A 23,310-nucleotide genomic window follows, 5' to 3' on the forward strand; every position below is an offset into this window, starting at 1 on the left:
CTGTCGACTCGCCGCGCATGCATACTCCGCGCGATGAGGAACCCGCACCACGCCTGCCGCGTCTTCGGCTCCCCCTGGGAGGGCGTGCACGGCACGAGCATCTCGAGCAATCGCCACTACGGCAGGCACTGGCATGCCACGTTCGGGGTGGGCGTCATCGACGAGGGCGCGCAAAGTTCGGCCAGCGGATGCGGCAACGTCGATGCGTATGCCGGCAACGTCATCGCGACGAATCCGGGTGAAGTGCATGACGGGCGGCCGCTCGGTGGGCCCTTTCGCCGCTGGCGCATGCTGTATCTCGAGCCTGATGCGCTTCGATGGGCGGTGGATGCGGCCTCAACCGGCGCGGCGCGCGACATGGCCCTGATTCGCCCCGTCATCAAGGACGACCGGTTGCGGCGCATGCTCGGCGAGCTTTTGCGGATGCTGGAGGCACGGGATGCCGCGCACTCGCACTCGCAAGCGCTGCCGGACGCACTGCGTTGCGAGGAGCTGTTCGTGCAGACCTGCACCGTGCTTGCAACGCGCCACGGCGCACATGGGCTACCTGCTCGTGCGGCATCGGTCGACGTTTCACGGGCCCGCGAAATGCTCGCGGACAGCCTTGCGCAGCCGCCGAGCTTGACCGAGTTGGCTGCCTCTTCAGGGCTGAGCAAATACCAGCTGCTGCGGCGCTTCAAGGAGGTCCATGGCGTGACGCCGTTTGCATGGCTGCTTCAGCAGCGCGCGGAAGTCGCGCGCGGGCTCATCCGCCGAGGGGCTGCATTGACAGACGCGGCCATGGCGGCCGGCTTTGCGGACCAGAGCCACATGACGCGCGCGTTCGCCCTGCATTTCGGCTTCACACCCGGCGCATGGCAGCGTGCCTGCACAACACGACCCGGGCCGCTGCAATAGCGTTCAAGACGCATCGCCGCGCAAAAGACACACTGCGCCATGCATTTTTTCTTCTCTCATTCACCGGAAATCTGGGAGCAGCATCCCGAACTGGTACCGGGTGTTCTGGCGGCGCAGGGCATTCACAAGAACGTCGCCGTGCAGGCGCAGGTGGCGCACTACCACGGCATTGCGCGCGCAAGGCTCGAAGCCGTCGGCACGGAAGCCGATTTTCCTGAGATCCAGGCATGGCGCCGTACTTTCGGGCGCATGGGCCTCAAGCCCACGCAGTACCGATGCGCGTCCGAATCCCTGCTGCGCCGGTTCAGGAAAGAAGGGTCGCTGCCGCCGATTCACCCGCTCGTCGATCTTTGCAACGCGTTGTCGTTGGCCTTCGCGATTCCCATCGCGATATTCGACCTGTCGAAGGTCGCCGAGTGGCTGGAAGTACGGTGCGCGAACGGCACGGAAAGCTACCTCGCGTTTTCGGGCGAAACGGAAACGCCCGAACGCGGCGAAGTCATCTTCGCGGATGCCGGCGGCCGCGCACACGCCCGGCGCTGGACCCATCGCCAAAGCGCGCATTCCGCCGTGCGCAACGAAACCTCCCAGGTTCTCATCGTGGCCGAGGCATTGCATGCGAGCGCCGGCCACGATGTCCGGCAACTGTTGGACGCGCTGTCCGGCGCGCTGGCCGAAATCTGGGAACCGCCGGCGGCATGCGCGATCTTGCGCAAGGAATCGCCTCGCCTTGCGCTCTGAATTGAAGGGGCGGTCGTCTCCGCGCGCCTGAAGAATCAGCCCGCCGGCTGCAAGCGAGGCTGCTTGTCGGCATGGTCCGTTCGCGGAAACGTGAGCGCGATGGCCACCGCGCCGAGCCCCACGGCCATCGAGCCGATGTACATCCAGGCATAGCTGCCGTAGCGGTCGAAGAGCCAGCCACCCAGCACCGGCCCGAGCGCCATGCCCAGGCTGGACAGCATCGACGCCGCGCCCAGCACCGTGCCCAGGATGCGGGCGCCGAAATAGTCTCGCGCCAGCACCGCATAGAGCGGCATCACGCCGCCGTAGGCGAGGCCGAAGACAATGGCCACTGCGTAGAAGCCACCCAGCTGATTGACCAGCAGGTAGCTCGCGGCGGCAAAGGCCTGAATCAGCAGGCCGGCGACGAGCACCCGCTTTGCGCCCAGCCGGTCTGCCAGCACGCCGAAGAGCAGGCGCCCGCCCAGCCCGGCAGCGCCTTCCATGCTGTAGATGGTCACGGCCGCGAAGGTGGGCAGGCCGCAGCCGATGGCATAGCTGACTGTGTGGAAGATCGGCCCGGAGTGGGCCGCGCAGCAGGCGAAGAACGTGATTCCGAGCACCAGGAAGGCACGCGAGCGCAGCGCCTGCCCGACCTTCATCTCCGGCGCCTGGGCTGCGGTGCCCTGGGCGGCCGCATTGCCGGCCCCCGGGGCTGCGCGAATGAGCCAGACCGCGGGCAGCAGGACGATCCACGCGCCGATGCCGATGATCAGCTGCGCCGCGCGCCAGTCGTAGTGCGTCACGAGCCACGCGGCCAGCGGAGAGATGGTCATCGGCGCCACGCCCATGCCTGCCGACACCAGCGAGACGGCCAGGCTGCGATGCCTGTCGAACCAGGATGCGGTGGTTGCAATCACCGGCGCGAAGAAGCTGCCGGCGGCGATGCCCATCATCACACCGTAGAAAAGCTGGAACTCGATCAAGGTCGACGCACGGCTGGCCAGCACCGTCGAGAGGCCCAGAAGCACCGTGCCCGCCAGCACCACCACGCGCGGGCCATACCGGTCGCTCAATGCGCCCCAGCCGAACCCGGCCACCCCCATGCTCAGGAAGGCCAGTGTCATGGCACTGGAAATACCCGCGCGCGACCAGCCGGTGGCCGCGCTCATGGGCTCCAGGAAAACGGCCAGCGAAAACAGCACGCCGATGGCGACGCAAGTCATCAGGGCGCCGGCGGCAACAATGGACCAGTTCGAATCGAGCGCGTCGGCGGAACGGGCGGAGGCATGGGTGTTCATCGTCTTGTTCCGTGGACGGTTGAAAATGGTGAACCAATTGGTTGACTATAACGGGATTCAGCTCTTTGCCAAGCCCCCAGGGTTGCGTCGAAGACCCGTTCGGTGCAAAAACCAAGGCTCATGCGCCGCATGGTGCGCACTGGACTTTTCTTCAACCACGACGAACAGGAGAGATGCGATGTACGTCATCATGGGTGGAACAGGACATGTCGGCTCGGCCGTGGCGCAGGTGCTGCTCGGCCGAGGCGAACAGGTGACGATCGTCACGCGCGACGCGAACCGCGCCGGTGCCTGGCGCACCAAAGGCGCCGAGATCGCCGAGGCGAATGTCGACGACGTGGCGTCGCTGCGCGCGGCGTTGCGGCGTGGGCGCCGCGCCTTCCTGCTCAACCCGCCCGCCGACACGACGACCGATACCGATGTGGTCGAGAGACGAACGGTCGCCAACATTCTTGCTGCGCTGGAGGGCTCGGGGTTGGAGAAGGTCGTTGCGGAATCGACCGGCGGCGCGCAGCCCGGCGACCGCATCGGCGACCTCAGCGTTTTGTGGGAACTCGAAGAAGGGCTGCGCCGGCAATCGATTCCGGCGGCCATCAACCGCGCGGCCTACTACATGAGCAACTGGGACAGCCTGCTCGATGTTGTCCGCAGCAGGGGCAAGCTGCCGACGATGTATGCCGCTGACCTTGCCATTCCGATGGCCGCGCCGCACGACCTGGGCCTGGTAGCAGCCCAGCGGCTGATGTCCTCCCTAAACGACACCGGCGTCCGCTACGTGGAGGGCCCGGAACGCTATTCGTCGGCAGACGTGGCAAAGGCGTTCTCGAAAGCGCTCGGTCGGCCGGTGGAGGTCGACGTCACGCCGCGCGACAAGTGGAAGGAGGCATACCGCGGCCTCGGCTTCTCCGAAGCTGCTGCCGATTCGTATGCGCGGATGGCCGCGGTCAGCGTCGACAGCGCCTTCGACATGCCTCGCGATGCGTTGCGCGGGCCCACGACGCTCGAGGCCTACATCCGCGACTTGGTTGCGGCATCCTGACCGCGGCCTTCAGCCTTCGGCAGCAACTGCGGGTTGTAGATGGCCTCCCACAGATGTCCGTCCGGGTCCTTGAAGTAGCCGGCGTAGCCGCCATAGAACGTGTCTGCCGCGGTTTTCACCACGGTGGCGCCGGCCTTCGTGGCTTGCTGCATGACCGCGTCCACTTCGGCTTTCGACAACACGTTGTGCCCGAGTGTGAATTCAAGAGAGCCGCCCGCTTGCAGCGGAAGGCCGGCATCGGCGGCAATGCTCGAGCGTGGCCACACGGCGAGCTTGAGTCCGTCCTGCAGGTCGAAGAAGGCGACGGCGCCGTTTTCGAACTCTTTGCCCACAATGCCTTGGGTGGGCAAGCCCAGGCCGTCCCGATAGAACGCGACAGCTCTCTCCAGGTTCTCGACGCCGAGGGTGATGACGGTGATTCTTGGTTGCATGAAGTCCTCCGGATAGAGACGGCACAGAGGGTCAATCGCGGCCTTCGACTGCATCCATGCCCGAGGGCCGCACTCCCAGTTTACGCAGCGTCCGGTGAAAGTTGCTGCGGTCGATGCCGGCTTCGCGCGCGGCATTGGCCACGTGCCCGTGGTGCCGTGCCAGGGCGTCGGTGAGCCACGCTCGTTGAAACGCCGCAGTCGCTTCGCGCAGCGTGCCGCCGGCGGCGGCAAGGCTCGCATGGTTGCCCGCTGACGCTGCGGGAGGTGTGGCAAATGGCGCCGATGGCGGCGTTGCAGCAACGCCGACCGCCGCGGCATCCAGCGCCAGGTGATGCGGCTCGATCGCCGTCCAGCGCGCGCCGCGGCGCTGCTCCCTGAAGGCCCTGAGCGAGGCGCGGCTGATCACATGCTCGAGCTCGCGCACATTGCCCGGCCAGCTGTGCGCAAGAAGGGCGGCTTTCGAGGCCGGCGAAAGCCGCAGGTTGCGCGCACCCAGGCGATGTTGGTTCTCTTCGAGAAAGCCGCCCGCGAGCGCCACCACGTCGCGCCCGCGCTCGCGCAGCGGTGGCACGACCAGCGGATACACCGAGAGCCGGTGGTAGAGGTCGGCACGGAAGCGGCCCTGCGCAATGGCTGCGGGCAGGTCGCGGTTGGTGGCCGCGATCACGCGGACGTCGACCTTCAGCGTGCGGTCGCTGCCGGGCCGCTGCACTTCGCCGCTCTGCAGCACGCGCAGCAGCTTGGCCTGCACCGTGAGCGGCAGTTCCCCGACCTCGTCGAGAAAGAGCGTGCCGCCGTCGGCAATTTCGAACTTGCCGTTCCGGTCCTGCACCGCGCCGGTGAACGCGCCGCGCTTGTGGCCGAAGAGCTCGCTGTCGGCCAGCGATTCGGGCAGCGCCGCGCAGTTCACCTGCACCAGCGGCTGATCGCGCCGCCGCGAGCGCGCATGCAACCGCTGCGCCACCAGGTCCTTGCCCACGCCTGTTTCGCCGAGCAGCAGCACCGTGAGGTCGGACACCGCAACCGTGTCGATCTCGCTGCACAGTTGCTTCATCGCGCCGCTGCCCCCGAGCAGTTCGCGCGTGGCGCCGCGTCCCGACCGCAGGGCCTGTGCCATGGCCTGCTCGCGCATGGCGCGCGCTTCCATTTCCTGGATCGTGTGCGCGGCCTCGATACCGGTTTCGACCAGCGCGACCAGTGCGTCGAGCTGTGCCGGAGTCACGGTCTCGAACGCGCCGGGCTCGAGTGCGTCCAGCGTCAGCAAGCCCCAGACGGCACCGCGCAGGCGAAGCGGCGCGCCCATGCAGTCGTGTACGGGCAGGATGCCCGGCTGGCCCGCGACGAGGCCGTCGTACGGATCCGGCAGGCCGCAGTCGTGCGCAAAGCGCAGGCCCCGCTCGCTCTCGAGCAGGCGCGCAAAGCGCGGGTGCGACGCCACGGGGAACTGCCGCCCCAGGGTTTCGTCGCTCAGGCCGTCCACGGCGAGCGGCCTGAGTGCGTCGCCGTCCAGCCGCAGCAACGCGGCGGCATCGCATCGCACGAGGCCGCGCGCCGCGGAAAGAAGCGAGCGGTAGCGCTGTCCTTCGGTGGCGGCATTGAGTTCGTTTGTGGTCAAGCTGACACTGGATGTGGTCATAAATACAACGTTGATCTTGTTGCGAATTTGACCACGTATCGAAAATCCCCAGCAGTGGCAGGCACTTGCGCGATGCCTGCGATTGGCACGGATCGTGAGAGAGAAAAGCATCTCAACTGCCGACTCGAAAGCCACAGATGAACCCGCAAACCATCGCCATCGTCAAAGCCACCGTGCCCGCACTGCAAGCGCACGGAGAGGCCATTACCAGCCACTTCTACCGGATCATGTTCGAGAGCCACCCGGAAGTGAAGGCGTTCTTCAACGAGGCGCACCAGGCGGCAGGCAGCCAGGCGCGTGCGCTCGCGGGCGCGGTGCTGGCCTATGCCACGCACATCGATCGCCTGGACGAAATTGCCGGCGCGCTGCCGCGCATCATCCAGAAGCACGCCGCGCTGGGTGTGCTGCCGGAGCACTATCCGGTCGTCGGCGGCTGCCTGCTGCAGGCCATCAAGGACGTGCTCGGCGACGCCGCGACCGACGAGATCATCGCGGCATGGGGCGAGGCTTACCAATCGCTGGCGGCGCTTCTCATCGCCGCGGAGGAAGAGGTCTACCGCGCCAACGCCGCGCAAACCGGCGGATGGCGCGGCGAACGCGAGTTTCGCGTGGCCCGGCGCGAGGACGAGAGCGAAGTCATCACCTCGTTCTACCTGGAGCCGACCGACGGCGGCCCGCTGCTGGCGTTCTCGCCGGGGCAGTACCTCACGCTGGTGCTGAACATCGACGGTGAGCCGTTGCGGCGCAACTACTCGCTCTCCGATGCGCCGGGCAAGAAGTGGTACCGCATCAGCGTCAAGAAGGAAGAGGGCGGCAAGGCATCGAACTGGCTGCATGAAGCGGCGAGCGTCGGCACGCTTTTGAAGGCGCAGGCGCCTTGCGGCGACTTCGTGCTGCAGCCCGCGGGCGAGCCTGTGCGTCCGCTCGTGCTGGTGACGGGCGGCGTGGGCATCACGCCGGCCATGAGCATGCTCGAGTCCATGGCGCACACCGGCCGCCCGGTGCACTTCATTCATGCGGCGCGGCATGGCGGTGCGCATGCGTTCCGCGAGCGCGTCGATGTGCTGGCTGCGCGGCATGCCAATGTGAAGCCGCTCTATGTCTACGATGCGCCGCGCGAATCCGACCGGCCGCATGCGACCGGTTTCCTCACGCGCGAGTTGTTGGCGCAGCAGCTGCCGGCCGATCGCGACGTCGACCTCTATTTCCTCGGCCCGAAGCCTTTCATGAAGGCGGTGTATGCCAGCGGCCTTGCGCTGGGCGTGCCGAAGCAGCAGCTGCGCTATGAGTTCTTCGGGCCGCTGGAAGCGCTGGAGGCCTAGGGTTGCTTCACGGGCTGCCTTCTGCCGTGGTTGCTTCCTGACCCGTGCCCTCGCGGGCGCGCCGCGCACGTTCGCCGCGTGCTCTGTCCAGCGCCGCATGGCTCTTTTTGGCTGCCGCTTCGCATTGCGCGTGAAGGACCGCCAGTTCCTTGTCCGTCAGCCTCTCGATGCCGATGAACTCGTCACCCGCGCTGGATGACCGGATCAATTCGTCGAGCTTGGTCTGAAGTGCCAGCCCGTCGCGGTTTTGCGTGTTCTGGATCAAGAACACCATCAGGAACGTGATGATGGTGGTTCCCGTGTTGATGGTCAGCTGCCAGTTTTCCGAGAATTGGAAGAAGGGGCCCGAAACTGCCCAGGCAATCACCAGCGCGATGCAAAGCAGGAATGCGAGCGGGCTGCCCGCAGCGCGCGCCGTGGCATTGGCAAAGGAGGCGAAGAACTTGTCCATGCCGCAGAGCGTGCCGCACCTGGCGCCGCGAGGCGTCATCCGTCGCCGATAGAACGCGGTTGAAATTTTCCCGTGCGCATGTGGGTGGCGAACCATCTGCGGCTGCGGCTCGGCCCGCCTTCGCGAACGTTGCACGCTCCGGTTCTAGTGGCTCGGAACATGCGTGCTGGCATCCAGAAAGGTCTGCAAATTCTCCGAGGCGATTCGGCGTAACCGATGCGCTTCCTCGATGTCTTCTTGCTTCGGCTGCTGGGACGGAGGGCGGAATGCACCCAGTTGAATCTGGAACTCGGCTTCCGAAGCCTTGCAATGCGCGTCCTTCCACGCGAGGAACGCACGGTCCACGTCGTTCATGGTGCCTTTTCGTTGAAAGTAAAAGCACCCCAGAGTGCACGCGCGACGGGCCGCTCCTGTCGGACGGCGCCGACGCGTTCGGTAAGGTTGCGCCAACTAGAGAGCAGGCCGACGGGGCAGGGCTGTCAGTCCCTGTCTTCGTGATAACGACGGTAGTACTCGCGCCGCTCCCATTCGCGGCGGCGCCATTCACGGCGCTCGGCGCGGCGTTCTTCCCAGCTCGGCCCCGGCTCGTAGTAAACGGGCGCCGGTGCGGCGTACGAAGGCGCTTGGTAGCGAACCGGTGGCGCTGGCTGGACGTAGACAGGGGCCGGCCGCGAGTACACCGGAGCGGGTTCGTAATAGACCGGCGCCGGTTCGCTCACCACCACGCCTGGCACGGACACGCCGATGGACCAGCTTGTGCCCGCGGTCGCCGAGGTCACGCCAAAAAGGGCGCCTGCAGCCATCGTGCACGAGAGAGCCAGCTTGAGGGCGGTTCGAGGAAAAGTCATCTCGTCTCCTGAGATATGGGAATGGTCCCGATGCGCATTCAACGTTCGGCCAGGGCAGGCCGCTCACATCTCGATGGTGAAGAACGTTCCAGAATGTCACGGGACAAATGCCGCACGGCGCAGCAGACGGGGCCCGACAAGGGCCCAAACGCTATTCGAGCAGCGCCCGGTGAACGCGGATCGCTTCGGCCGACATGGGGTTCAACGCGCCGGATCCGTCGGCATCCAGGTGCGCGAGCAGTTCCCTGCGCATGCGCGGTTCCCAGAAGCGCTTGAGGTGCAGCGCAAGGTCATGCAGGGCCTCGCTGCGGTCGGGCATGGCTTCGAAGAAGCTGCCCATCTGGTTCACCATGCGAATCAGCTGGTCGACGTGCATTGCGGAAAGCCTCAGGCGTTGGCGGGCAGGCCATTCAGCCGCCACGGGTGGGTGTAGATGACCAGGTCGTCGTCGCGCACGAAGCCCGCAAGTGTCAGGCCCGCGTCTTCTGCAACCGATGTGGCCAGCGAGGTCGAGGCCGACACCGCCGCCAGCAGCGGCACGCCCGCCGCGACGGTCTTGTGCACCATCTCGAAACTCGCGCGGCTGGTCACGGCGATGAAGCCGGTGGAGGCGGCCACGGTGCTTTTGGCGAGCGCACCCACGAGCTTGTCGAGCGCGTTGTGCCGGCCGATGTCCTCGCGCACCAGCAGGGCCTCGCCTTTTGCCGTGCACCAGGCCGCCGCGTGCACGGCGCCGGTGACCTTCTGCAGCACCTGCAGCGATGCAAGTTCCCGCATGCCGCGAGCGACGGCACTGCTCGAAAGCGCTGCGCTCCGCGGCAGCGGCGGCAGCGTGCGCGCAACATGCGCCAGGCTCTCGGTGCCGCACAGCCCGCAGCCCGTGCGCCCGGCCATCGAACGGCGGCGTTCTTTCAGCCGCGCGAGAGCCGCGCTTGCGACGTCGAGCTTGAGTGTGATGCCTTCGGGCGCGTACTCTTCCTCGACGCCGTAGAGTTCGCTCCTCCCGAGCAGGATGCCCTCGCTGAGCGCGAACCCCAGCGCAAAGTCGGCCAGGTCGGTCGGCGTTGCAAGCATCACGGCGTGCGCAATGCCGTTGAACTCCAGCGCGACCGGCACCTCCACAGCCACCCAGTCGCGGTTGTCGAAAGCCTGGCGGGCGCGCACGCCGCGCACGGGCAGCAGCTCCGCGCTTCCGGGCCGCAGCGGTACGTCGGCCAGGTTCATTTGGCCGCCGCCGTTTCTTCGAGCCGCTTGCTCAGCAGTTCTTCCTGCAGGGCATTGAACCGGCTGTACTCCTGCTGCCATTCGGAAGGCTGCATCACCGGCATCACCTGCACCGCGGTCACCTTGAACTCGGGGCAGTTGGTGGCCCAGTCGGAGTTGTCGGTGGTGATCACGTTGGCGCCCGATTCGGGGAAGTGGAAGGTGGTGTACACCACGCCCGGCTGCACGCGCTCGGTGATGGTGGCCCGCAGCACGGTTTCGCCGGCCCGGCTCCGGATGCCGACCCAGTCGCCTTCAACGATGCCGCGATCCTCGGCGTCGTTCGGATGGATTTCCAGCCGGTCTTCGCTGTGCCATTGGTTGTTCTCGGTGCGGCGGGTCTGCGCGCCCACGTTGTACTGCGAGAGGATGCGCCCGGTGGTCAGGATCAGCGGGTACATGCGCGTGACCTTCTCGTCGGTGGGCACGTACTGCGTGATGATGAACTTGCCCTTGCCGCGCACGAACTCGCCGATGTGCATGGTCGGCGTGCCTTCGGGTGCGGCCTCGTTGCAGGGCCATTGCACGCTGCCGAGCTTTGCCAGCTTGGCGTAGCTCACGCCCGTGAAAGTGGGTGTGAGCGCGGCGATCTCGTTCATGATCTCTTCGGCGCTTGCGTAGTTCATGGGGTAGCCCAGCGCGTTGGAGAGCAGCTGCGTCACCTCCCAGTCGGCGTAGCCGGCCTTGGGCGGCATGACCTTGGTGACGCGCGAGATGCGGCGCTCGGCGTTGGTGAAGGTGCCATCTTTCTCCAGGAACGACGCGCCCGGCAGGAACACATGCGCGTACTTGGCGGTTTCGTTCAGGAACAGGTCCTGCACCACGATGCATTCCATCGCCATCATGGCCTCGGCCACATGCTGGGTGTTCGGGTCCGACTGCACCACGTCTTCGCCTTCGCAATACAGGCCTTTGAAGCTGCCGGTGATGGCGGCATCGAACATGTTGGGAATGCGCAGGCCCGGTTCCGGCCGCAGTTCCACGCCCCAGGCGGATTCGAAGCTGCCGCGCGCGGTGCTGTCGGAAACATGGCGGTAGCCCGGCAGCTCGTGCGGGAACGATCCCATGTCGCAGGAACCCTGCACGTTGTTCTGGCCGCGCAGCGGATTCACGCCCACGCCTTCGCGGCCTACGTTGCCGGTGGCCATGGCCAGGTTGGCAATGCCCATCACCATGGTCGAGCCCTGGCTGTGCTCCGTCACGCCCAGGCCGTAGTAGATGGCGGCGTTTTTCTTGCCGTCGTGGCCCTTGGCGAACAGCCGTGCGGCGGCGCGCAGGTCGGCGGCCGGCACGCCGGTCACTTCTTCCATGGCCTCGGGCGAGTTGGCCGGGCGCGCGACAAATTCGCGCCATTCGTTGAACGACTTGGGCTCGCAGCGCTCGGCCACGAAGGCTTCGTCGACCAGCCCTTCGGTCACGATCACATGCGCCATTGCGCTGATGACCGCCACGTTGGTGCCGGGCTTGAGCTTGAGGTGATAGTCGGCCTTGACGTGGGGCGACTTCACCAGGTCGATGGTGCGCGGGTCGACCACGATCAGTCGGGCGCCGGCCCGCAGGCGCCGCTTCATGCGCGAGGCAAACACCGGGTGGCCGTCGGAAGGGTTGGCGCCGATCACCATGATCACGTCAGACTTCTCCACCGACTTGAAGGTCTGCGTGCCGGCCGATTCGCCCATGGTCTGCTTCAGGCCGTAGCCGGTGGGCGAGTGGCACACGCGCGCGCAGGTGTCGACGTTGTTGTTGCCGAAGGCCGCGCGCACCAGCTTCTGCACCAGGTAGCCTTCTTCGTTGGTGCAGCGCGAAGACACGAGCCCGCCGATGGAGTCGGTGCCGTACTTGGCCTGGATGCGGCGGAACTCGCTGGCGGCGTAGTTGACGGCTTCGTCCCAGCTCACTTCCTGCCACGGGTCGGTGATCTTGCTTCGGATCATGGGCTTGAGCACGCGGTCCTTGTGGGTGGCGTAGCCCCAGGCAAAGCGGCCCTTCACGCACGAGTGGCCTTCGTTGGCCTTGCCGTCTTTCCAGGGCACCATGCGCACCACTTCATTGCCCTTCATCTCGGCCTTGAAGCCGCAACCCACGCCGCAGTAGGCGCAGGTGGTGATGGCGCTGTGCTCGGCCTGGCCCAACCAGATGACCGATTTTTCCTGCAGCGTGGCGGTGGGGCAGGCCTGTACGCAGGCGCCGCAGCTCACGCATTCGGATTCCATGAAGGGCTGGTCCTGGCCCGGCGATACGCGCGACTCGAAGCCGCGGCCGCTGATGGTGAGCGCGAAGGTGCCCTGCGTTTCCTCGCAGGCCCGAACGCAGCGGTTGCAGACGATGCACTTGGACGGGTCGTAGGTGAAGTAGGGGTTGGACTCGTCCTTGGCGCTCTTCAGGTGATTGGCGCCGTCATAGCCGTAGCGCACGTTGCGCAGGCCCGTGACGCCGGCCATGTCCTGCAGCTCGCAATCGCCGTTGGCGGCGCAGGTGAGGCAGTCCAGCGGATGGTCGGAGATGTAGAGCTCCATCACGCCCTTGCGCAGCTCCTGCAGCCTCGGGCTTTGCGTGCGCACCTTCATGCCGGCCTCGGCCGGCGTGGTGCACGACGCCGGATAGCCCTTGCGCCCGTCGATCTCCACCAGGCAGAGCCGGCACGAGCCGAAAGGCTCCAGGCTGTCGGTCGCGCACAGCTTGGGCACCTGCACGCCCGCATCGACCGCGGCGCGCATCAGCGAGGTGCCCTTGGCCACCGTCACCGGCGTGCCGTCGATTTCGAGCGTGACTTCCTCGGTGGACTCGCGCCTGGGCGTGCCGTAGTCGATGTCTTGCGATGGGTTCAGCATGGAGTGGCTCCTGGTCAACTTAGGCTGCAGCGCGGTCGGGGGCTTCGATGCCGAAGTCCTCGGGGTAGTGATTGATGGCGGACAACACGGGGTAGGGCGTCATGCCGCCCATGGCGCAGAGCGAACCGTGCAGCATGGTGTCGCACAGGTCGCGCAAGAGAATGACCTGCTGCGGCCGGTTCTGGTTGCTGGTGATCTTGTCGATCACTTCCACGCCGCGCGTGGAGCCGATGCGGCAGGGCGTGCACTTGCCGCAGGACTCGATGGCGCAGAACTCCATCGCGTAGCGGGCCAGCTGCGACATGTCGGCCGTGTCGTCGTGCACCACGATGCCGCCGTGCCCGACCACCGCGCCCACGGCCGCATAGGCCTCGTAGTCCAGCGGCAAATCCCACTGCGATTCCGGCACATAGGCGCCCAGCGGGCCGCCCACCTGCACCGCCTTGATCGGCCGGCCGCTCGCGCTGCCGCCGCCGAAGTCATAGAGCAGTTCGCGCAAGGTCAGGCCGAATGCCTTCTCGACGAGGCCGCCATGCCTGATGTTGCCCGCCAGCTGGAACGGCAGCGTGCCGCGCGAGCGGCCCATGCCGTAGTTCTTGTAGAAGTCCGCGCCGCGCGACAGGACGATGGGCACCGAGGCCAGCGTGATCACGTTGTTGATCACGGTCGGCTGGCCGAAGAGCCCCTGCAGCGCCGGCAGCGGCGGCTTGGCGCGCACGATGCCGCGGCGGCCCTCCAGGCTTTCGAGCAGCGCGGTTTCCTCGCCGCACACGTAGGCGCCCGCGGCCTTGCGCACGATCAGGCGGAAGCTGCGGCCCGAGCCCAGGATGTCGTCGCCCAGGAAGCCGGCCTGCTCCGCATTGCGGATGGCCTCGTTCAGCGTGGCGATGGAATGCGGGTATTCCGAGCGAACGTAGATGTAGCCTTCGGTCGCGCCCGTCGCAATGCCGGCGATCGTCATGCCTTCCACCAGCACGAGCGGATCGCCTTCCATCGTCATGCGGTCCGAGAAGGTGCCCGAGTCGCCTTCGTCCGCATTGCAGACGATGTACTTTTGCGGCGACTGCGCGGCCAGCACGGTCTTCCATTTGATGCCGGCCGGAAATGCGGCGCCGCCACGGCCGCGCAGTCCGGAGTCCAGCACCTGCTGCACGATCTCCGCGGGTGCGAGTGTCAGCGCGCGGCGCAGCCCCGCGAAGCCTTCATGCGCCTCGTAGTCGGCCACCGACACCGGGTCGGTAATGCCCATGCGCATGAAAGTCAGGCGCTCCTGCTTCTTCAGGTACGGAATCTCTTCGGTCAGGCCCAGGTTCAGCGCATGGGCGCCGCCGGCCAGAAAGCCGGCGTCGAACAGGCCGGCGACATCGGCGTGCGTGACCGGGCCGTAGGCCACGCGGCCCGCCGGCGTTGCCACTTCGACCAGTGTTTCCAGCCAGAACAGGCCGCGCGAGCCGTTGCGAACGATGCGTACATCTGCGTTGCGCGCGCGTGCTTCCGCTGCGATTTGCCTGGCGACCCGCTCTGCGCCGACAGCCAGGGCCGCGGAGTCGCGGGGAACATAGAGCGTGACGGTCATGAGGCGCTCCGCGCTTCCTCGACGATGTCGTCGAACAGCGCGGGCGTGATGCGCGCATGTACCTCATCGTTCACCGCGATGGACGGCGACGAGGCGCACAGGCCGAGGCAGAACACCGGCTCCAGCGAGTACTGGCCATCCGCCGACGTACCGTGCACCTCGCAACCCAGGCGCTTGCTGGCGTGCTCGAGCAGCGCATCCGCACCCATGGCCTTGCAGGCTTCGGCGCGGCACACCTGCACCAGGAGCCGGCCGGGCGGGGCGGAGCGGAAGTGGTGGTAGTAGGTGACCACGCCATGCACCTCGGCACGCGACAGGTTGAACTGGTCGGCAATGACGGGCACCGCGTCGGGCGGGATGTGCCCCAGCGCGTCCTGAATGCCGTGCAGCGCAGGAAGCAGCCCGCCGGGCACGTCCTTGTGCGCGGCGGCGATGGATGTCGCGATGCCCAGGTTTGTCATATGCTTTCAATCTCCTAAATATGGAGTTGCGTACTCGTGGTTGCGCGAGTGTATGGAGCAGCATCGAGTGCCACAATATGAGGCGTTCAGCCCAATAAATATGCTTTGGAAAGCCGAAAGTCATGCATGAAGTGCACATCAAGCCGCAATGGACCATTCGCCAACCCGACGGCGCGACCCTGGCGCCGCGGGTGATCGAATTGCTGGTGAAGGTGCTGGAGCACGGCAGCCTGTCGAGTGCCTGCACGGAGGCCGGCGTGTCTTACCGCCACGCATGGGAGCTCATCCGCCAGGGGGAGGCCATGTTCGGCCAGCCGCTGGTGGCGATGCAGCGCGGCAAGGGCTCCAGCCTTACCCCGCTGGGCGAAAAGCTGGTGTGGGCCGACCGCCGCATCACCGCGCGCTTGTCGCCGCTGCTGGATTCGCTCGCGTCCGAACTGGGCGCGGAAATCGAGAAGCTCATTCCCACCGCGCCTACCTTGCTGCGCATTCACGCCAGCCACGGCTTCGCCATCGAGGCGCTGCACGGCTTCCTGGCCGCGGCGCAAGTGCCGGGCGATCTGCGCTACTGCGGCAGCGAGGAAGCCGTGGCCTCGCTGCACCACGGCGGTTGCGACGTTGCGGGTTTTCACGTGCCGCTCGGCGCGTTCGAGGCCGAAGCCGTTACCCACTATGGTTCGTGGCTCAACGCCGATACGCAGAAAGTCATCGGCATGGCCACGCGGCACCAGGGCCTGATGGTGGCGCCCGGCAATCCGAAGAAGATCTACACACTGGCCGACCTGGCGCGGCCCGATGTGCGCTTCATCAACCGGCAGGCGGGTTCGGGCACGCGCTACCTGTTCGACCTGCAACTGCGCGAGCAGGGCATCGCGCCCGAATCGATCAAGGGCTACGAGCAATGCGAGTTCACGCATGCGGCCGTGGCGGCGTTCGTGGCGAGCGGCATGGCCGATGCGGGCTACGGCGTGGAAACGCCTGCGCGCCAGTTCAAGCTGGACTTCATCTCCAACCAGGTGGAGCGCTACTTCCTGCTGTGCGACGAGCGCTCGCTTGCCGCGCCCATCGTGCAGCGGATGCTGGCCATTCTGCGCAGCGACGCCTACCAGGAGGCGGTGAACAGGCTACCGGGCTACCAGGCGGTGAACTGCGGCCGCGTGCTGTCGTTGCCGGAGGCGTTCAGCTCGCTTCACCCGTCGTCGCGGGCCATCAGGCGCGATGCCGCGGTGCGGCCGTGAAACGGCCTCGGGCGCAAGGAGACGGTTCCGCGGCGATGCTCTCCGTTTCGCCGGAACAGGCCCTGCTCACGGCTGCTTCGTGCTCGCGCTTTGTTCCCGGAACGCCGCCTCTCCGGCGTCCGACACCTCGACCCACTTCTTGTCGGGCACCGACTCCTCGGCGTAGTTGTCGTGCCAGTTCCACCACTTGTAGGTCGGCGTCTGCGGATAGCCCTCGGGCGAGTCTTCCCAGACCTCCTGGCGGCCCAGCGGCGTGATGTCGAGGTAGTTCCAGGTGTTCCCCATCTGCTCGTCGCCGCGGTTGTTGATGAAGTAGGTGCGGAACACGCGGTCGCCGTCGCGATAGAACACGTTGGTGCCGTGCCACTCGTCCACGCCGAAGTCGGCGTCGAAGCTGTCGGTCAGGGTGAACCACGGAATCTCCCAGCCCATGCGCGCCTTCAGCCGCGCAATGCCCGCCTGAGGCGCACGCGAAACAAAAACGAGGGTGGTGTCGCGGGCGTTCAGGTGGGCAACATGGGCGACCTGATCGGCCACCATGGAGCAGCCCCGGCAGGCATGCTCGGGCCAGCCGAACACGCCTGGCTCGAAGAAGGCGCGGTAGACGATCAACTGCCGCCGGCCGTCGAACAGGTCGGGCAGTCTGACCTTGCCCGCGGGCCCCTCGAATGCATAGGCCCTCTCCACCGCCATCCACGGCATTCGGCGGCGCTCGGCAGCCAGGGCGTCGCGGGCGCGGGTCTGGGCCTTTTCCTTCACGAGCAACTGCCCGAGAGCCGCCTCCCACGCCTGCGGCGACACGACGGGTGGCGTGTGCATGGCGGGCTGTCCGCCTTTGCGTTCGTTTTCGGGTGACTTGGCCATGGCTGAAATCTCCTGGTTGGGCGAATTCCCGCGCCTCGTGGCTGGAGCGCGATTCCATCCGCTGGTTGCTTGCTTGCTGATCGCTCGTCGTTGAGCCGGAGAGCCAGTCTGGCGCCGTAGAGCGAACGTTGGGAGTAACAAGTTTGGCGGGATTGGCGGGGCTCGGCGTTGCTTGAAGGGGTGAGCGCGCGAACCGCGTCGTCGCCGACAGGCCCTCAATCCTGCCGCAACAGCCCGCACCGAACGACGGCACCTGGCCAACTGCCGTGCACAATCTGTCGCCTACCCATCATCACTCTGAAGCCTGCGCGCCGGCCATGCGAATCCACGACCTGAAACGACGCCTCCGCGAAGCCGGCGCGGGCCCCAGCCACGAGCAGCGGATCTTGCGGCTGTGGTCCCATGCGCTGCCCCGCAACAGCGGCAGGCGTCTGCCCGCGAGCTTCTTTCCGTCGTCGCTGCTGGAGGCCCTGCCATCCATCGAAGCCGAGCTTGCGGGGCTGGCGCGCATCCACACGGTACATGCCGGCGCGGATGGTTCGGAGCGGCTGCTCGTTGCCCTCGCGGACGGCCAGACCGTGGAGAGCGTGCTGCTGCCCCGGGACGGCCTGTGCGTCTCTTCTCAGGTGGGCTGCGCTGTCGGCTGCCAGTTCTGCATGACGGGCCGCGACGGCTTGCTCCGCCAGGTCGGAAGCGCCGAGATCATTGCCCAGGTCGCCCTCGCGCGCATGCGCCGGCCGGTGCGCAAGGTGGTGTTCATGGGCATGGGCGAACCGGCCCACAACCTGGACAACGTGATCGAGGCCATCGAGCTGCTCGGCACGGTAGGCAACATCGGCCACAAGAACCTGGTGTTCTCCACCGTGGGCGATCCGCGCGTGTTCGAGCGGCTGCTGCAGGCACGCGTGAGGCCCGCGCTGGCACTCTCGTTGCACACGACGAAGGCGGAGCTGCGCAGGAAGCTCCTTCCGCGCGCGCCGAACATGACGCCCGAAGAACTGGTCGCTGAGGGCGAGCGTTATGCGCGGGCCACCGGCTACCCCATTCAGTACCAGTGGACGCTGCTGGAAGGCGTCAACGACGGGCCGGAAGAAATCGAAGGCATCGTCAGGCTGCTCTCCGGCAAGTACGGCGTGCTGAACATGATTCCCTTCAATGCGGTGGATGGCGTGGCGTTCAGCCGCCCGTCGTGGGAGCGCTGCGAGCAGATGGCCCGCACGCTGCACGAGCGGGGCATTTTGACGAAGCTGCGCAATTCGGCCGGCCAGGATGTCGACGGCGGATGCGGCCAGCTGCGGGCGCGCGTCGCCGAAGCACCGGTGCGGTTTGATCGGGCGAACCGCAATCCCGCCAATCTTGTTGCTCCCGGCCTTCGGCCTCCGGCGCCAAACTGACTCCCGGCCGCCGACGAGCGGTGGGCAAACAGCGGACGAATCGCGCTCCGGTCTTGGCGCAGAGGTCGCGCTGCGCGTGCGGGCCGTGAGCCCCGGAGTAGGAAAGTACCGACCCGCGCTGGCGATGGTTGCTTGCGCGGGCAGGCTTCGCTTGTGGCTCATATGACGGCTTCACTCCAATGGAGGTGACCCCATGCATGCAAGAGTTCGTCTACTCGGCCATCCGGTACACCAGATGCTGGTGGTGTTTCCGCTCGGGCTGCTCGCCACGGCGGTGGTGTTCGACATCATCTACCTGATCGGAAACAGCCCGGTCATGGGGGCGGTGTCCTATTGGATGATTGCGGCGGGCCTTCTCGGCGGGCTTGTTGCCGCGCCTTTCGGAACCATCGACTGGCTGGGTATTCCGGCAGGTACGCGCGCCAAGCGCATCGGTGCCATGCACGGCGGGGGCAACGTGCTCGTACTGCTGCTGTTCGCCCTGAGCTTTTTCCTGCGCGACGGGGACTACGCCCCGGGTCTGGCGCAAATGGTGTGGTCCTTCGCGGGGGCGGCCATTGCAATGGTCACTGCCTGGCTCGGCGGCGAGCTGGTGGACCGGTTGGGCATAGGCGTCGATGAGGACGCCAGCATGAATGCGCCCAGCTCGCTGCACAAGCGGCATGTTGCGGCGGGCAAGTAAAAAGAGACACAGGCTCGCAGGGCGCGCCAGCCCGTCCATCGTTGGCGCATGCCGGACGCCGTGAAGACTCCGCAAGCTCAGGGCTGGAAGCCGGACCGGCGCACGACCGGCTCCCACTGCTGGCGGAAGGCCTTCAGCATTTGCACGGTCTCGGCCTGCGTGCTGACGATGGGCGTGATGTAGGCCGCATTGGCGGCCTTCTGCAGCGCCGGGTCCTGCATGACGTCGCGGATGGCGGCGGCCAGCAACTGCACCTTCGCCGGCGCCATCGTAGCGGGCGCGAAGAAGGTGTTCCAGCCGTCTGCGTCGATCTTCATGCCGGCCTCGCGGAAGGTAGGAATGGTCGGCGCGAAGCCCACGCGCTTCTTGCCCGACACGGCCAGGATGCGGATCTTGCCGGCCACGTGCTGGGCATAGAGCGAGTCCAGCGTGTCGATGGCAATCGGCAGGTTGCCGCCGCTCAGGTCGGCCGACAGCGGCGCCGATCCGCCGTAGCCCTTGATCTGCGGCTGCACGCTGAGCGCGTCGCCCACCATCAGGCCGAAGAAGTGGGGCAGGCTGCCGGTCGCCGGCACGCCGAACACCGCCTCTTCCGGATGCGCCCACAGCCGGCCCACGAGGAACATCGCGCGGTCGAGCTGCAGCTTGTTGCCTACGGCCAGCGCGAAGTCGTAGCTGCTGACCTGCGATACCGGCACAAAGTCCTTGTCGGGGTCGTAGCCGGCGTCCTTGAACACGAGCGGCGCCACCACCATCACGGCGGGGTTGCCGAGCATCAGCACGTTCTGCCCCGCGGGCGCGCGCTTGACCTCCTTGGCCGCAAGACGGCCGCCTTCGCCCGGGCGGTTCTCGACGGTGGCTGTCACGCCGAGCTTCGGGCCCAGCCGCTCGGCCACCAGGCGGGCGACGCGGTCGGTGCTGCCGCCGGCGGTGTAGCCGACCACGAGCGTGAGCGGGCCGTCGAGAGCGGGTGCCTGGGCGTGGGCGAGGGGGGCGGCGCAAGCGCCGAGCGCCAGGCACCATGCCGTGAGCTTTCGGCGGGAAAGGAATGCAGACATCGGGTCCTCCTGCTGCGGTTGTGGCGAACGGGTGCGCGCAGCTTTCACGGCGACAATCGCCGGCTGCATTCGTTTCATCCCGTGTAATTTGTTACCGGGTTATACGTAAGCAACAATCAGTTGATCTAATCCATTAATTGCCAACTGAGGCATGCGCGTCACACTGCGCCGTCGCCTCATCACACCCGTTAGAACCTTTCCATGCACGGCACGCAAGGTATGCAAGCTTTTCCCGACGCAGGCGACTTGCGGGCGCCGCAATCCCTGGACGACCTGCTGCTGTATCGGCTCTCTCGCGCGGTGCGCACCAGCAGCGGCATGGCCACGCGCCTGGTGGAGGGCGGCTTCGGCATCACGCGCCGCGAATGGGGAATGATCGCCACGCTCGCGCAGCAGGGCGAGATGCGGTCGTCGGCGCTGGCCGCGAACCTGCACCTGGACCGCGTGCGCACCTCGCGCGGCCTGCGCGGCCTCGTCGAGAAGAAACTGGTGGCGCGCCGGCAGGACGCCGAAGACCGGCGCGAAGTGCATGTGCGGCTGAGCGCCTCGGGCCATCAGCTTTTCGACAGGGTGTTTCCGCGCATCGCGGGGCTCAACACCGATCTGCTCGAGGGCATCGAGCCCGCGCACCTGGACATCTTCCTGCAGTGCCTGCGGCACCTCGAACAACGCGGGAACGCGCTGAGCGCACAGGGCGTGGTGGCGGAGAAGGCCGACCGGCGCTCGGGCGGCACGCGGCACCGGTGGCCGGAGTCCGGCGCGGCTTAGCAGGCCTTGCCGATGCCTTCAGTTCCCCGGCGCGATGAAGCCGGGATGCCGCGCGCAAATTTCCGGTAGCGAACTCAGCGTGCCGGAGAGATGCTCGCGCAATGCCTTCTGCGCGCCCGCGCTGTCGCCTTGCGCAATGGCACGCACGATGGCGCGGTGGTCGCGAAGAATCGCCTCGGTCTTGCCCGCCGTGGGCAGGTGCAGGCGCCGCAGCCGGTCCACGTGGCCCGAGACGCGGCTCACCATGTCCCACAGGCTTGGAACGCCCGCGGCTTCGTACATCAGGTGATGAAACTTGCGGTCGGCGCCGACGAAGTCGCTGTACTGCTTCTCCGCCGCCAAGGTCGCCTGCAGCGCGATTTGTGTTTTCAGCTGCGCCACGAGATCGGGCGTTGCCTGCTCGGCCAGCTGGTGCACGATTTCGAGCTCGATCGAGCGGCGCAGAAAGTGCGCCTGCCTTGCCGCGTCGATGTCGATGCGGCTGACCAGCGTCGCGTGCTGGGGGAACACATCCACCAGCCCTTCTTCGGCGAGGCGCAGCAAAGCCTCGCGCACAGGCGTCTGGCTGACGCCGAACCTGTCGGCCAGCTCTTGCCGGACCAGCACCGTGCCGGGCACGAGTTCAAGCGAAAGAATGGCGTCGCGCAGCTTTTCGAGTACCTGGGGTGCTGCGAGGCGGGTGCGGTCGAGTCGGATCCGGGGGAGGAGGGCGGTCATTCGCTGGAATTCTCGCTTTGCTGAATTGATATATTAGTGTTTTAATGTAGTTGATTTCACAGAAGACCCCCGTTTCAGCCCCCCGATGCAACGCTCCTACGACACCCTGCGCAGCGCACGCTGGTTCGCTCCCGACGACTTCCGCTCCTTCGGCCATCGCTCGCGGGTGATGCAGATGGGCTACGCGCCCGCCGACTGGGTGGGCAAGCCGATCATCGCCATCGTGAACACGTGGAGCGATGCCAACCAGTGCCATTCGCACTTCAAGCAGCGCGTCGACGACGTCAAGCGCGGCATCTTCCAGGCGGGTGGTTTTCCGCTGGAGCTGCCGGCCATCTCGCTGTCCGAGAGCATGGTCAAGCCGACGACCATGCTCTACCGCAACTTCCTGGCCATGGAAACCGAGGAACTGCTGCGCAGCCATCCGGTCGACGGGGCCGTGCTGATGGGTGGCTGCGACAAGACCACGCCAGGCCTCACGATGGGCGCGCTCAGCATGGGCCTGCCCTTCATCTACCTGCCGGCCGGCCCCATGCTGCGCGGCAACTGGCGGGGGCAGGTGCTGGGCTCGGGTTCGGACGCCTTCAAGTACTGGGACCAGCGCCGCGCCGGCCAGCTGAGCGACCAGGCCTGGCAGGAGATGGAAGCCGGCATTGCGCGCAGCCATGGCACCTGCATGACCATGGGCACCGCGGCCACGATGATGGGCATTGCCGAAGCCGTGGGCTTTTCGCTGCCGGGCGCCTCGAGCATTCCGGCGGCCGATGCCAACCACGTGCGCATGAGCGCCGAATGCGGCCGGCGCATCGTCGAAATGGTGTGGGACGACCTGACGCCCGCCAAGATGCTCACGCGCGCCAACTTCGAGAACGGCATCGCCTGTGCCATGGCGATGGGGTGCAGCACCAACGCCATCGTGCACCTGATCGCCATGTCGCGCCGCGCCGGCCACCCGGTCACGCTGGACGACTTCGACGCGGCGAGCCGCCGTGTGCCGGTGCTCGCCAACATCCGGCCGAGCGGCGACACCTACCTGATGGAAGACTTCTTCTACGCCGGCGGCCTGCCCGCGATGCTGGAGCGCATTCGCGGCCACCTGAACACTGAAGCGCGCACGGTCAACGGCCGCACCATCGGCCAGAACATCGATGGTGCCGAGGTGTTCAACGATGACGTGATCCGGCCGCTGACCAACCCCATTTATGCCGAAGGCGCACTCGCCGTGCTGCGCGGCAACATCGCCCCCGATGGCGTCGTCATCAAGCCGAGCGCGTGCGCGCCGCACCTGCTGCAGCACACCGGCCGCGCGCTGGTGTTCGACGACTACCCCGCGCTCAAGAAGGCGGTGGACGATCCAGAACTGGACGTGACCGGCGACGACATCCTGGTGCTGCGCAATGCGGGTCCGCGCGGTGCGGGCATGCCCGAGTGGGGCATGTTGCCGATACCGACCAAGCTGCTGAAGCAGGGCGTGAAAGACATGCTGCGCCTTTCCGACGCGCGCATGAGCGGCACCAGCTACGGCGGCTGCCTGCTGCACTGCTCGCCGGAAGCGGCCGTCGGCGGACCGCTGGCATTGGTCCGCACAGGAGACCGTATCTCCGTCGACGTGCCTGCACGGCGCATCCACCTGGAAGTGAGCGACGAGGAGCTGGCCCGCCGCAAAGCCGCATGGACACCACCGCCGCCGCGATACGAGCGCGGCTACGGATGGATGTTCGGCCGCCACATCCTGCAGGCCAACGAAGGCTGCGACTTCGACTTTCTCGAAACCACGTTCGGCAAGCCGGTGCCCGAGCCCGACATTTTCTGA

General features: G+C 66.7%; 23 protein-coding genes. 9 read left to right on the plus strand and 14 right to left on the minus strand.

The window, feature by feature from the left end; all coding sequences use genetic code 11:
* Positions 1-33: 33 nt before the first annotated feature.
* On the plus strand, positions 34-897 hold the full coding sequence (locus ABIC94_RS11040; protein ID WP_354373053.1) for an AraC family transcriptional regulator: 864 nt from the start codon (positions 34-36) through the stop codon (positions 895-897).
* Between the two features lie 39 nt (positions 898-936).
* The gene (locus ABIC94_RS11045; protein ID WP_354373054.1) at positions 937-1,638 is read left to right on the plus strand and encodes a B3/B4 domain-containing protein; all 702 of its coding nucleotides are present in this window, start codon (positions 937-939) and stop codon (positions 1,636-1,638) included.
* A gap of 35 nt (positions 1,639-1,673) precedes the next feature.
* On the opposite strand, the gene ABIC94_RS11050 is transcribed toward ABIC94_RS11045, so the two are convergent.
* The gene (locus ABIC94_RS11050) at positions 1,674-2,918 is read right to left on the minus strand and encodes an MFS transporter (protein ID WP_354373055.1); all 1,245 of its coding nucleotides are present in this window, start codon (positions 2,916-2,918) and stop codon (positions 1,674-1,676) included.
* A gap of 178 nt (positions 2,919-3,096) precedes the next feature.
* Here ABIC94_RS11050 and ABIC94_RS11055 point away from each other — a divergent pair, with 178 nt between their 5' ends.
* On the plus strand, positions 3,097-3,957 hold the full coding sequence (locus tag ABIC94_RS11055) for an NmrA family NAD(P)-binding protein (RefSeq protein WP_354373056.1): 861 nt from the start codon (positions 3,097-3,099) through the stop codon (positions 3,955-3,957).
* Here ABIC94_RS11055 and ABIC94_RS11060 read toward each other — a convergent pair.
* Both ABIC94_RS11060 and norR read right to left on the minus strand, forming a co-directional pair.
* Positions 3,927-4,388: a VOC family protein gene (locus tag ABIC94_RS11060; RefSeq protein WP_354373057.1), complete on the minus strand. Its 462-nt coding sequence runs from the start codon at positions 4,386-4,388 to the stop codon at positions 3,927-3,929. The two genes, ABIC94_RS11055 and ABIC94_RS11060, sit on opposite strands and share 31 nt — an antisense overlap.
* 31 nt (positions 4,389-4,419) lie before the next feature.
* Positions 4,420-6,024 (minus strand): nitric oxide reductase transcriptional regulator NorR, encoded by a 1,605-nt coding sequence (norR, locus tag ABIC94_RS11065; protein ID WP_436317983.1) that lies wholly within the window; start codon positions 6,022-6,024, stop codon positions 4,420-4,422.
* A 137-nt stretch (positions 6,025-6,161) separates the two neighbouring features.
* Here norR and hmpA point away from each other — a divergent pair, with 137 nt between their 5' ends.
* A complete protein-coding gene (gene hmpA, locus ABIC94_RS11070; protein WP_354373059.1) occupies positions 6,162-7,346 on the plus strand; it encodes an NO-inducible flavohemoprotein in 1,185 nt (394 codons plus the stop codon).
* Between the two features lie 7 nt (positions 7,347-7,353).
* Here the strand turns inward: hmpA and ABIC94_RS11075 are convergent, their stop codons facing one another.
* The 8 genes from ABIC94_RS11075 to ABIC94_RS11110 all read right to left on the minus strand — a co-directional run bounded on the left by ABIC94_RS11075 (position 7,354) and on the right by ABIC94_RS11110 (position 14,776).
* Positions 7,354-7,797: a low affinity iron permease family protein gene (locus tag ABIC94_RS11075; RefSeq protein ID WP_354373060.1), complete on the minus strand. Its 444-nt coding sequence runs from the start codon at positions 7,795-7,797 to the stop codon at positions 7,354-7,356.
* A 144-nt stretch (positions 7,798-7,941) separates the two neighbouring features.
* Entirely contained in the window at positions 7,942-8,151 is a 210-nt protein-coding gene (locus ABIC94_RS11080) for a hypothetical protein (protein ID WP_354373061.1), read from the minus strand.
* A gap of 125 nt (positions 8,152-8,276) precedes the next feature.
* Positions 8,277-8,645 (minus strand): hypothetical protein, encoded by a 369-nt coding sequence (locus ABIC94_RS11085; protein WP_354373062.1) that lies wholly within the window; start codon positions 8,643-8,645, stop codon positions 8,277-8,279.
* Positions 8,646-8,796: 151 nt separating this feature from the next.
* A complete protein-coding gene (locus ABIC94_RS11090; protein WP_354373063.1) occupies positions 8,797-9,021 on the minus strand; it encodes a formate dehydrogenase subunit delta in 225 nt (74 codons plus the stop codon).
* 11 nt (positions 9,022-9,032) lie between these two features.
* Positions 9,033-9,869 (minus strand): formate dehydrogenase accessory sulfurtransferase FdhD, encoded by an 837-nt coding sequence (fdhD, locus tag ABIC94_RS11095; protein WP_354373064.1) that lies wholly within the window; start codon positions 9,867-9,869, stop codon positions 9,033-9,035.
* Positions 9,866-12,739 (minus strand): formate dehydrogenase subunit alpha, encoded by a 2,874-nt coding sequence (gene fdhF / locus ABIC94_RS11100; RefSeq protein WP_354373065.1) that lies wholly within the window; start codon positions 12,737-12,739, stop codon positions 9,866-9,868. The genes fdhD and fdhF overlap by 4 nt, the downstream gene beginning before the upstream one ends.
* A gap of 19 nt (positions 12,740-12,758) precedes the next feature.
* The gene (locus tag ABIC94_RS11105; RefSeq protein WP_354373066.1) at positions 12,759-14,315 is read right to left on the minus strand and encodes a formate dehydrogenase beta subunit; all 1,557 of its coding nucleotides are present in this window, start codon (positions 14,313-14,315) and stop codon (positions 12,759-12,761) included.
* Positions 14,312-14,776, minus strand: coding sequence for a formate dehydrogenase subunit gamma (locus ABIC94_RS11110; RefSeq protein ID WP_354373067.1), 465 nt, complete (start codon positions 14,774-14,776; stop codon positions 14,312-14,314). The genes ABIC94_RS11105 and ABIC94_RS11110 overlap by 4 nt, the downstream gene beginning before the upstream one ends.
* 122 nt (positions 14,777-14,898) lie before the next feature.
* On the opposite strand from ABIC94_RS11110, the gene ABIC94_RS11115 reads away from it, so the two are divergent.
* The gene (locus tag ABIC94_RS11115; RefSeq protein WP_354373068.1) at positions 14,899-16,014 is read left to right on the plus strand and encodes a substrate-binding domain-containing protein; all 1,116 of its coding nucleotides are present in this window, start codon (positions 14,899-14,901) and stop codon (positions 16,012-16,014) included.
* Positions 16,015-16,080: 66 nt separating this feature from the next.
* On the opposite strand, the gene ABIC94_RS11120 is transcribed toward ABIC94_RS11115, so the two are convergent.
* Positions 16,081-16,878, minus strand: coding sequence for a DUF899 domain-containing protein (locus ABIC94_RS11120; RefSeq protein WP_354373069.1), 798 nt, complete (start codon positions 16,876-16,878; stop codon positions 16,081-16,083).
* A 317-nt stretch (positions 16,879-17,195) separates the two neighbouring features.
* On the opposite strand from ABIC94_RS11120, the gene ABIC94_RS11125 reads away from it, so the two are divergent.
* Both ABIC94_RS11125 and ABIC94_RS11130 read left to right on the plus strand, forming a co-directional pair.
* Positions 17,196-18,272 (plus strand): RNA methyltransferase, encoded by a 1,077-nt coding sequence (locus ABIC94_RS11125; RefSeq protein WP_354373070.1) that lies wholly within the window; start codon positions 17,196-17,198, stop codon positions 18,270-18,272.
* Between the two features lie 193 nt (positions 18,273-18,465).
* On the plus strand, positions 18,466-18,954 hold the full coding sequence (locus ABIC94_RS11130; RefSeq protein ID WP_354373071.1) for a DUF2231 domain-containing protein: 489 nt from the start codon (positions 18,466-18,468) through the stop codon (positions 18,952-18,954).
* A 77-nt stretch (positions 18,955-19,031) separates the two neighbouring features.
* Here ABIC94_RS11130 and ABIC94_RS11135 read toward each other — a convergent pair whose 3' ends face one another.
* The gene (locus ABIC94_RS11135) at positions 19,032-20,012 is read right to left on the minus strand and encodes a tripartite tricarboxylate transporter substrate-binding protein (protein WP_354373072.1); all 981 of its coding nucleotides are present in this window, start codon (positions 20,010-20,012) and stop codon (positions 19,032-19,034) included.
* Positions 20,013-20,231: 219 nt separating this feature from the next.
* Between ABIC94_RS11135 and ABIC94_RS11140 the strand changes: the two genes are divergently transcribed.
* Positions 20,232-20,780 (plus strand): MarR family winged helix-turn-helix transcriptional regulator, encoded by a 549-nt coding sequence (locus ABIC94_RS11140; protein WP_354373073.1) that lies wholly within the window; start codon positions 20,232-20,234, stop codon positions 20,778-20,780.
* Between the two features lie 18 nt (positions 20,781-20,798).
* On the opposite strand, the gene ABIC94_RS11145 is transcribed toward ABIC94_RS11140, so the two are convergent.
* On the minus strand, positions 20,799-21,497 hold the full coding sequence (locus ABIC94_RS11145; protein ID WP_354373074.1) for a GntR family transcriptional regulator: 699 nt from the start codon (positions 21,495-21,497) through the stop codon (positions 20,799-20,801).
* 85 nt (positions 21,498-21,582) lie between these two features.
* Here ABIC94_RS11145 and araD point away from each other — a divergent pair, with 85 nt between their 5' ends.
* On the plus strand, positions 21,583-23,310 hold the full coding sequence (gene araD / locus ABIC94_RS11150) for an L-arabinonate dehydratase (protein WP_354373075.1): 1,728 nt from the start codon (positions 21,583-21,585) through the stop codon (positions 23,308-23,310).

The organism is Variovorax paradoxus (assembly GCF_040544635.1).
In the GTDB taxonomy this organism is placed as follows: domain Bacteria; phylum Pseudomonadota; class Gammaproteobacteria; order Burkholderiales; family Burkholderiaceae_C; genus Variovorax; species Variovorax paradoxus_R.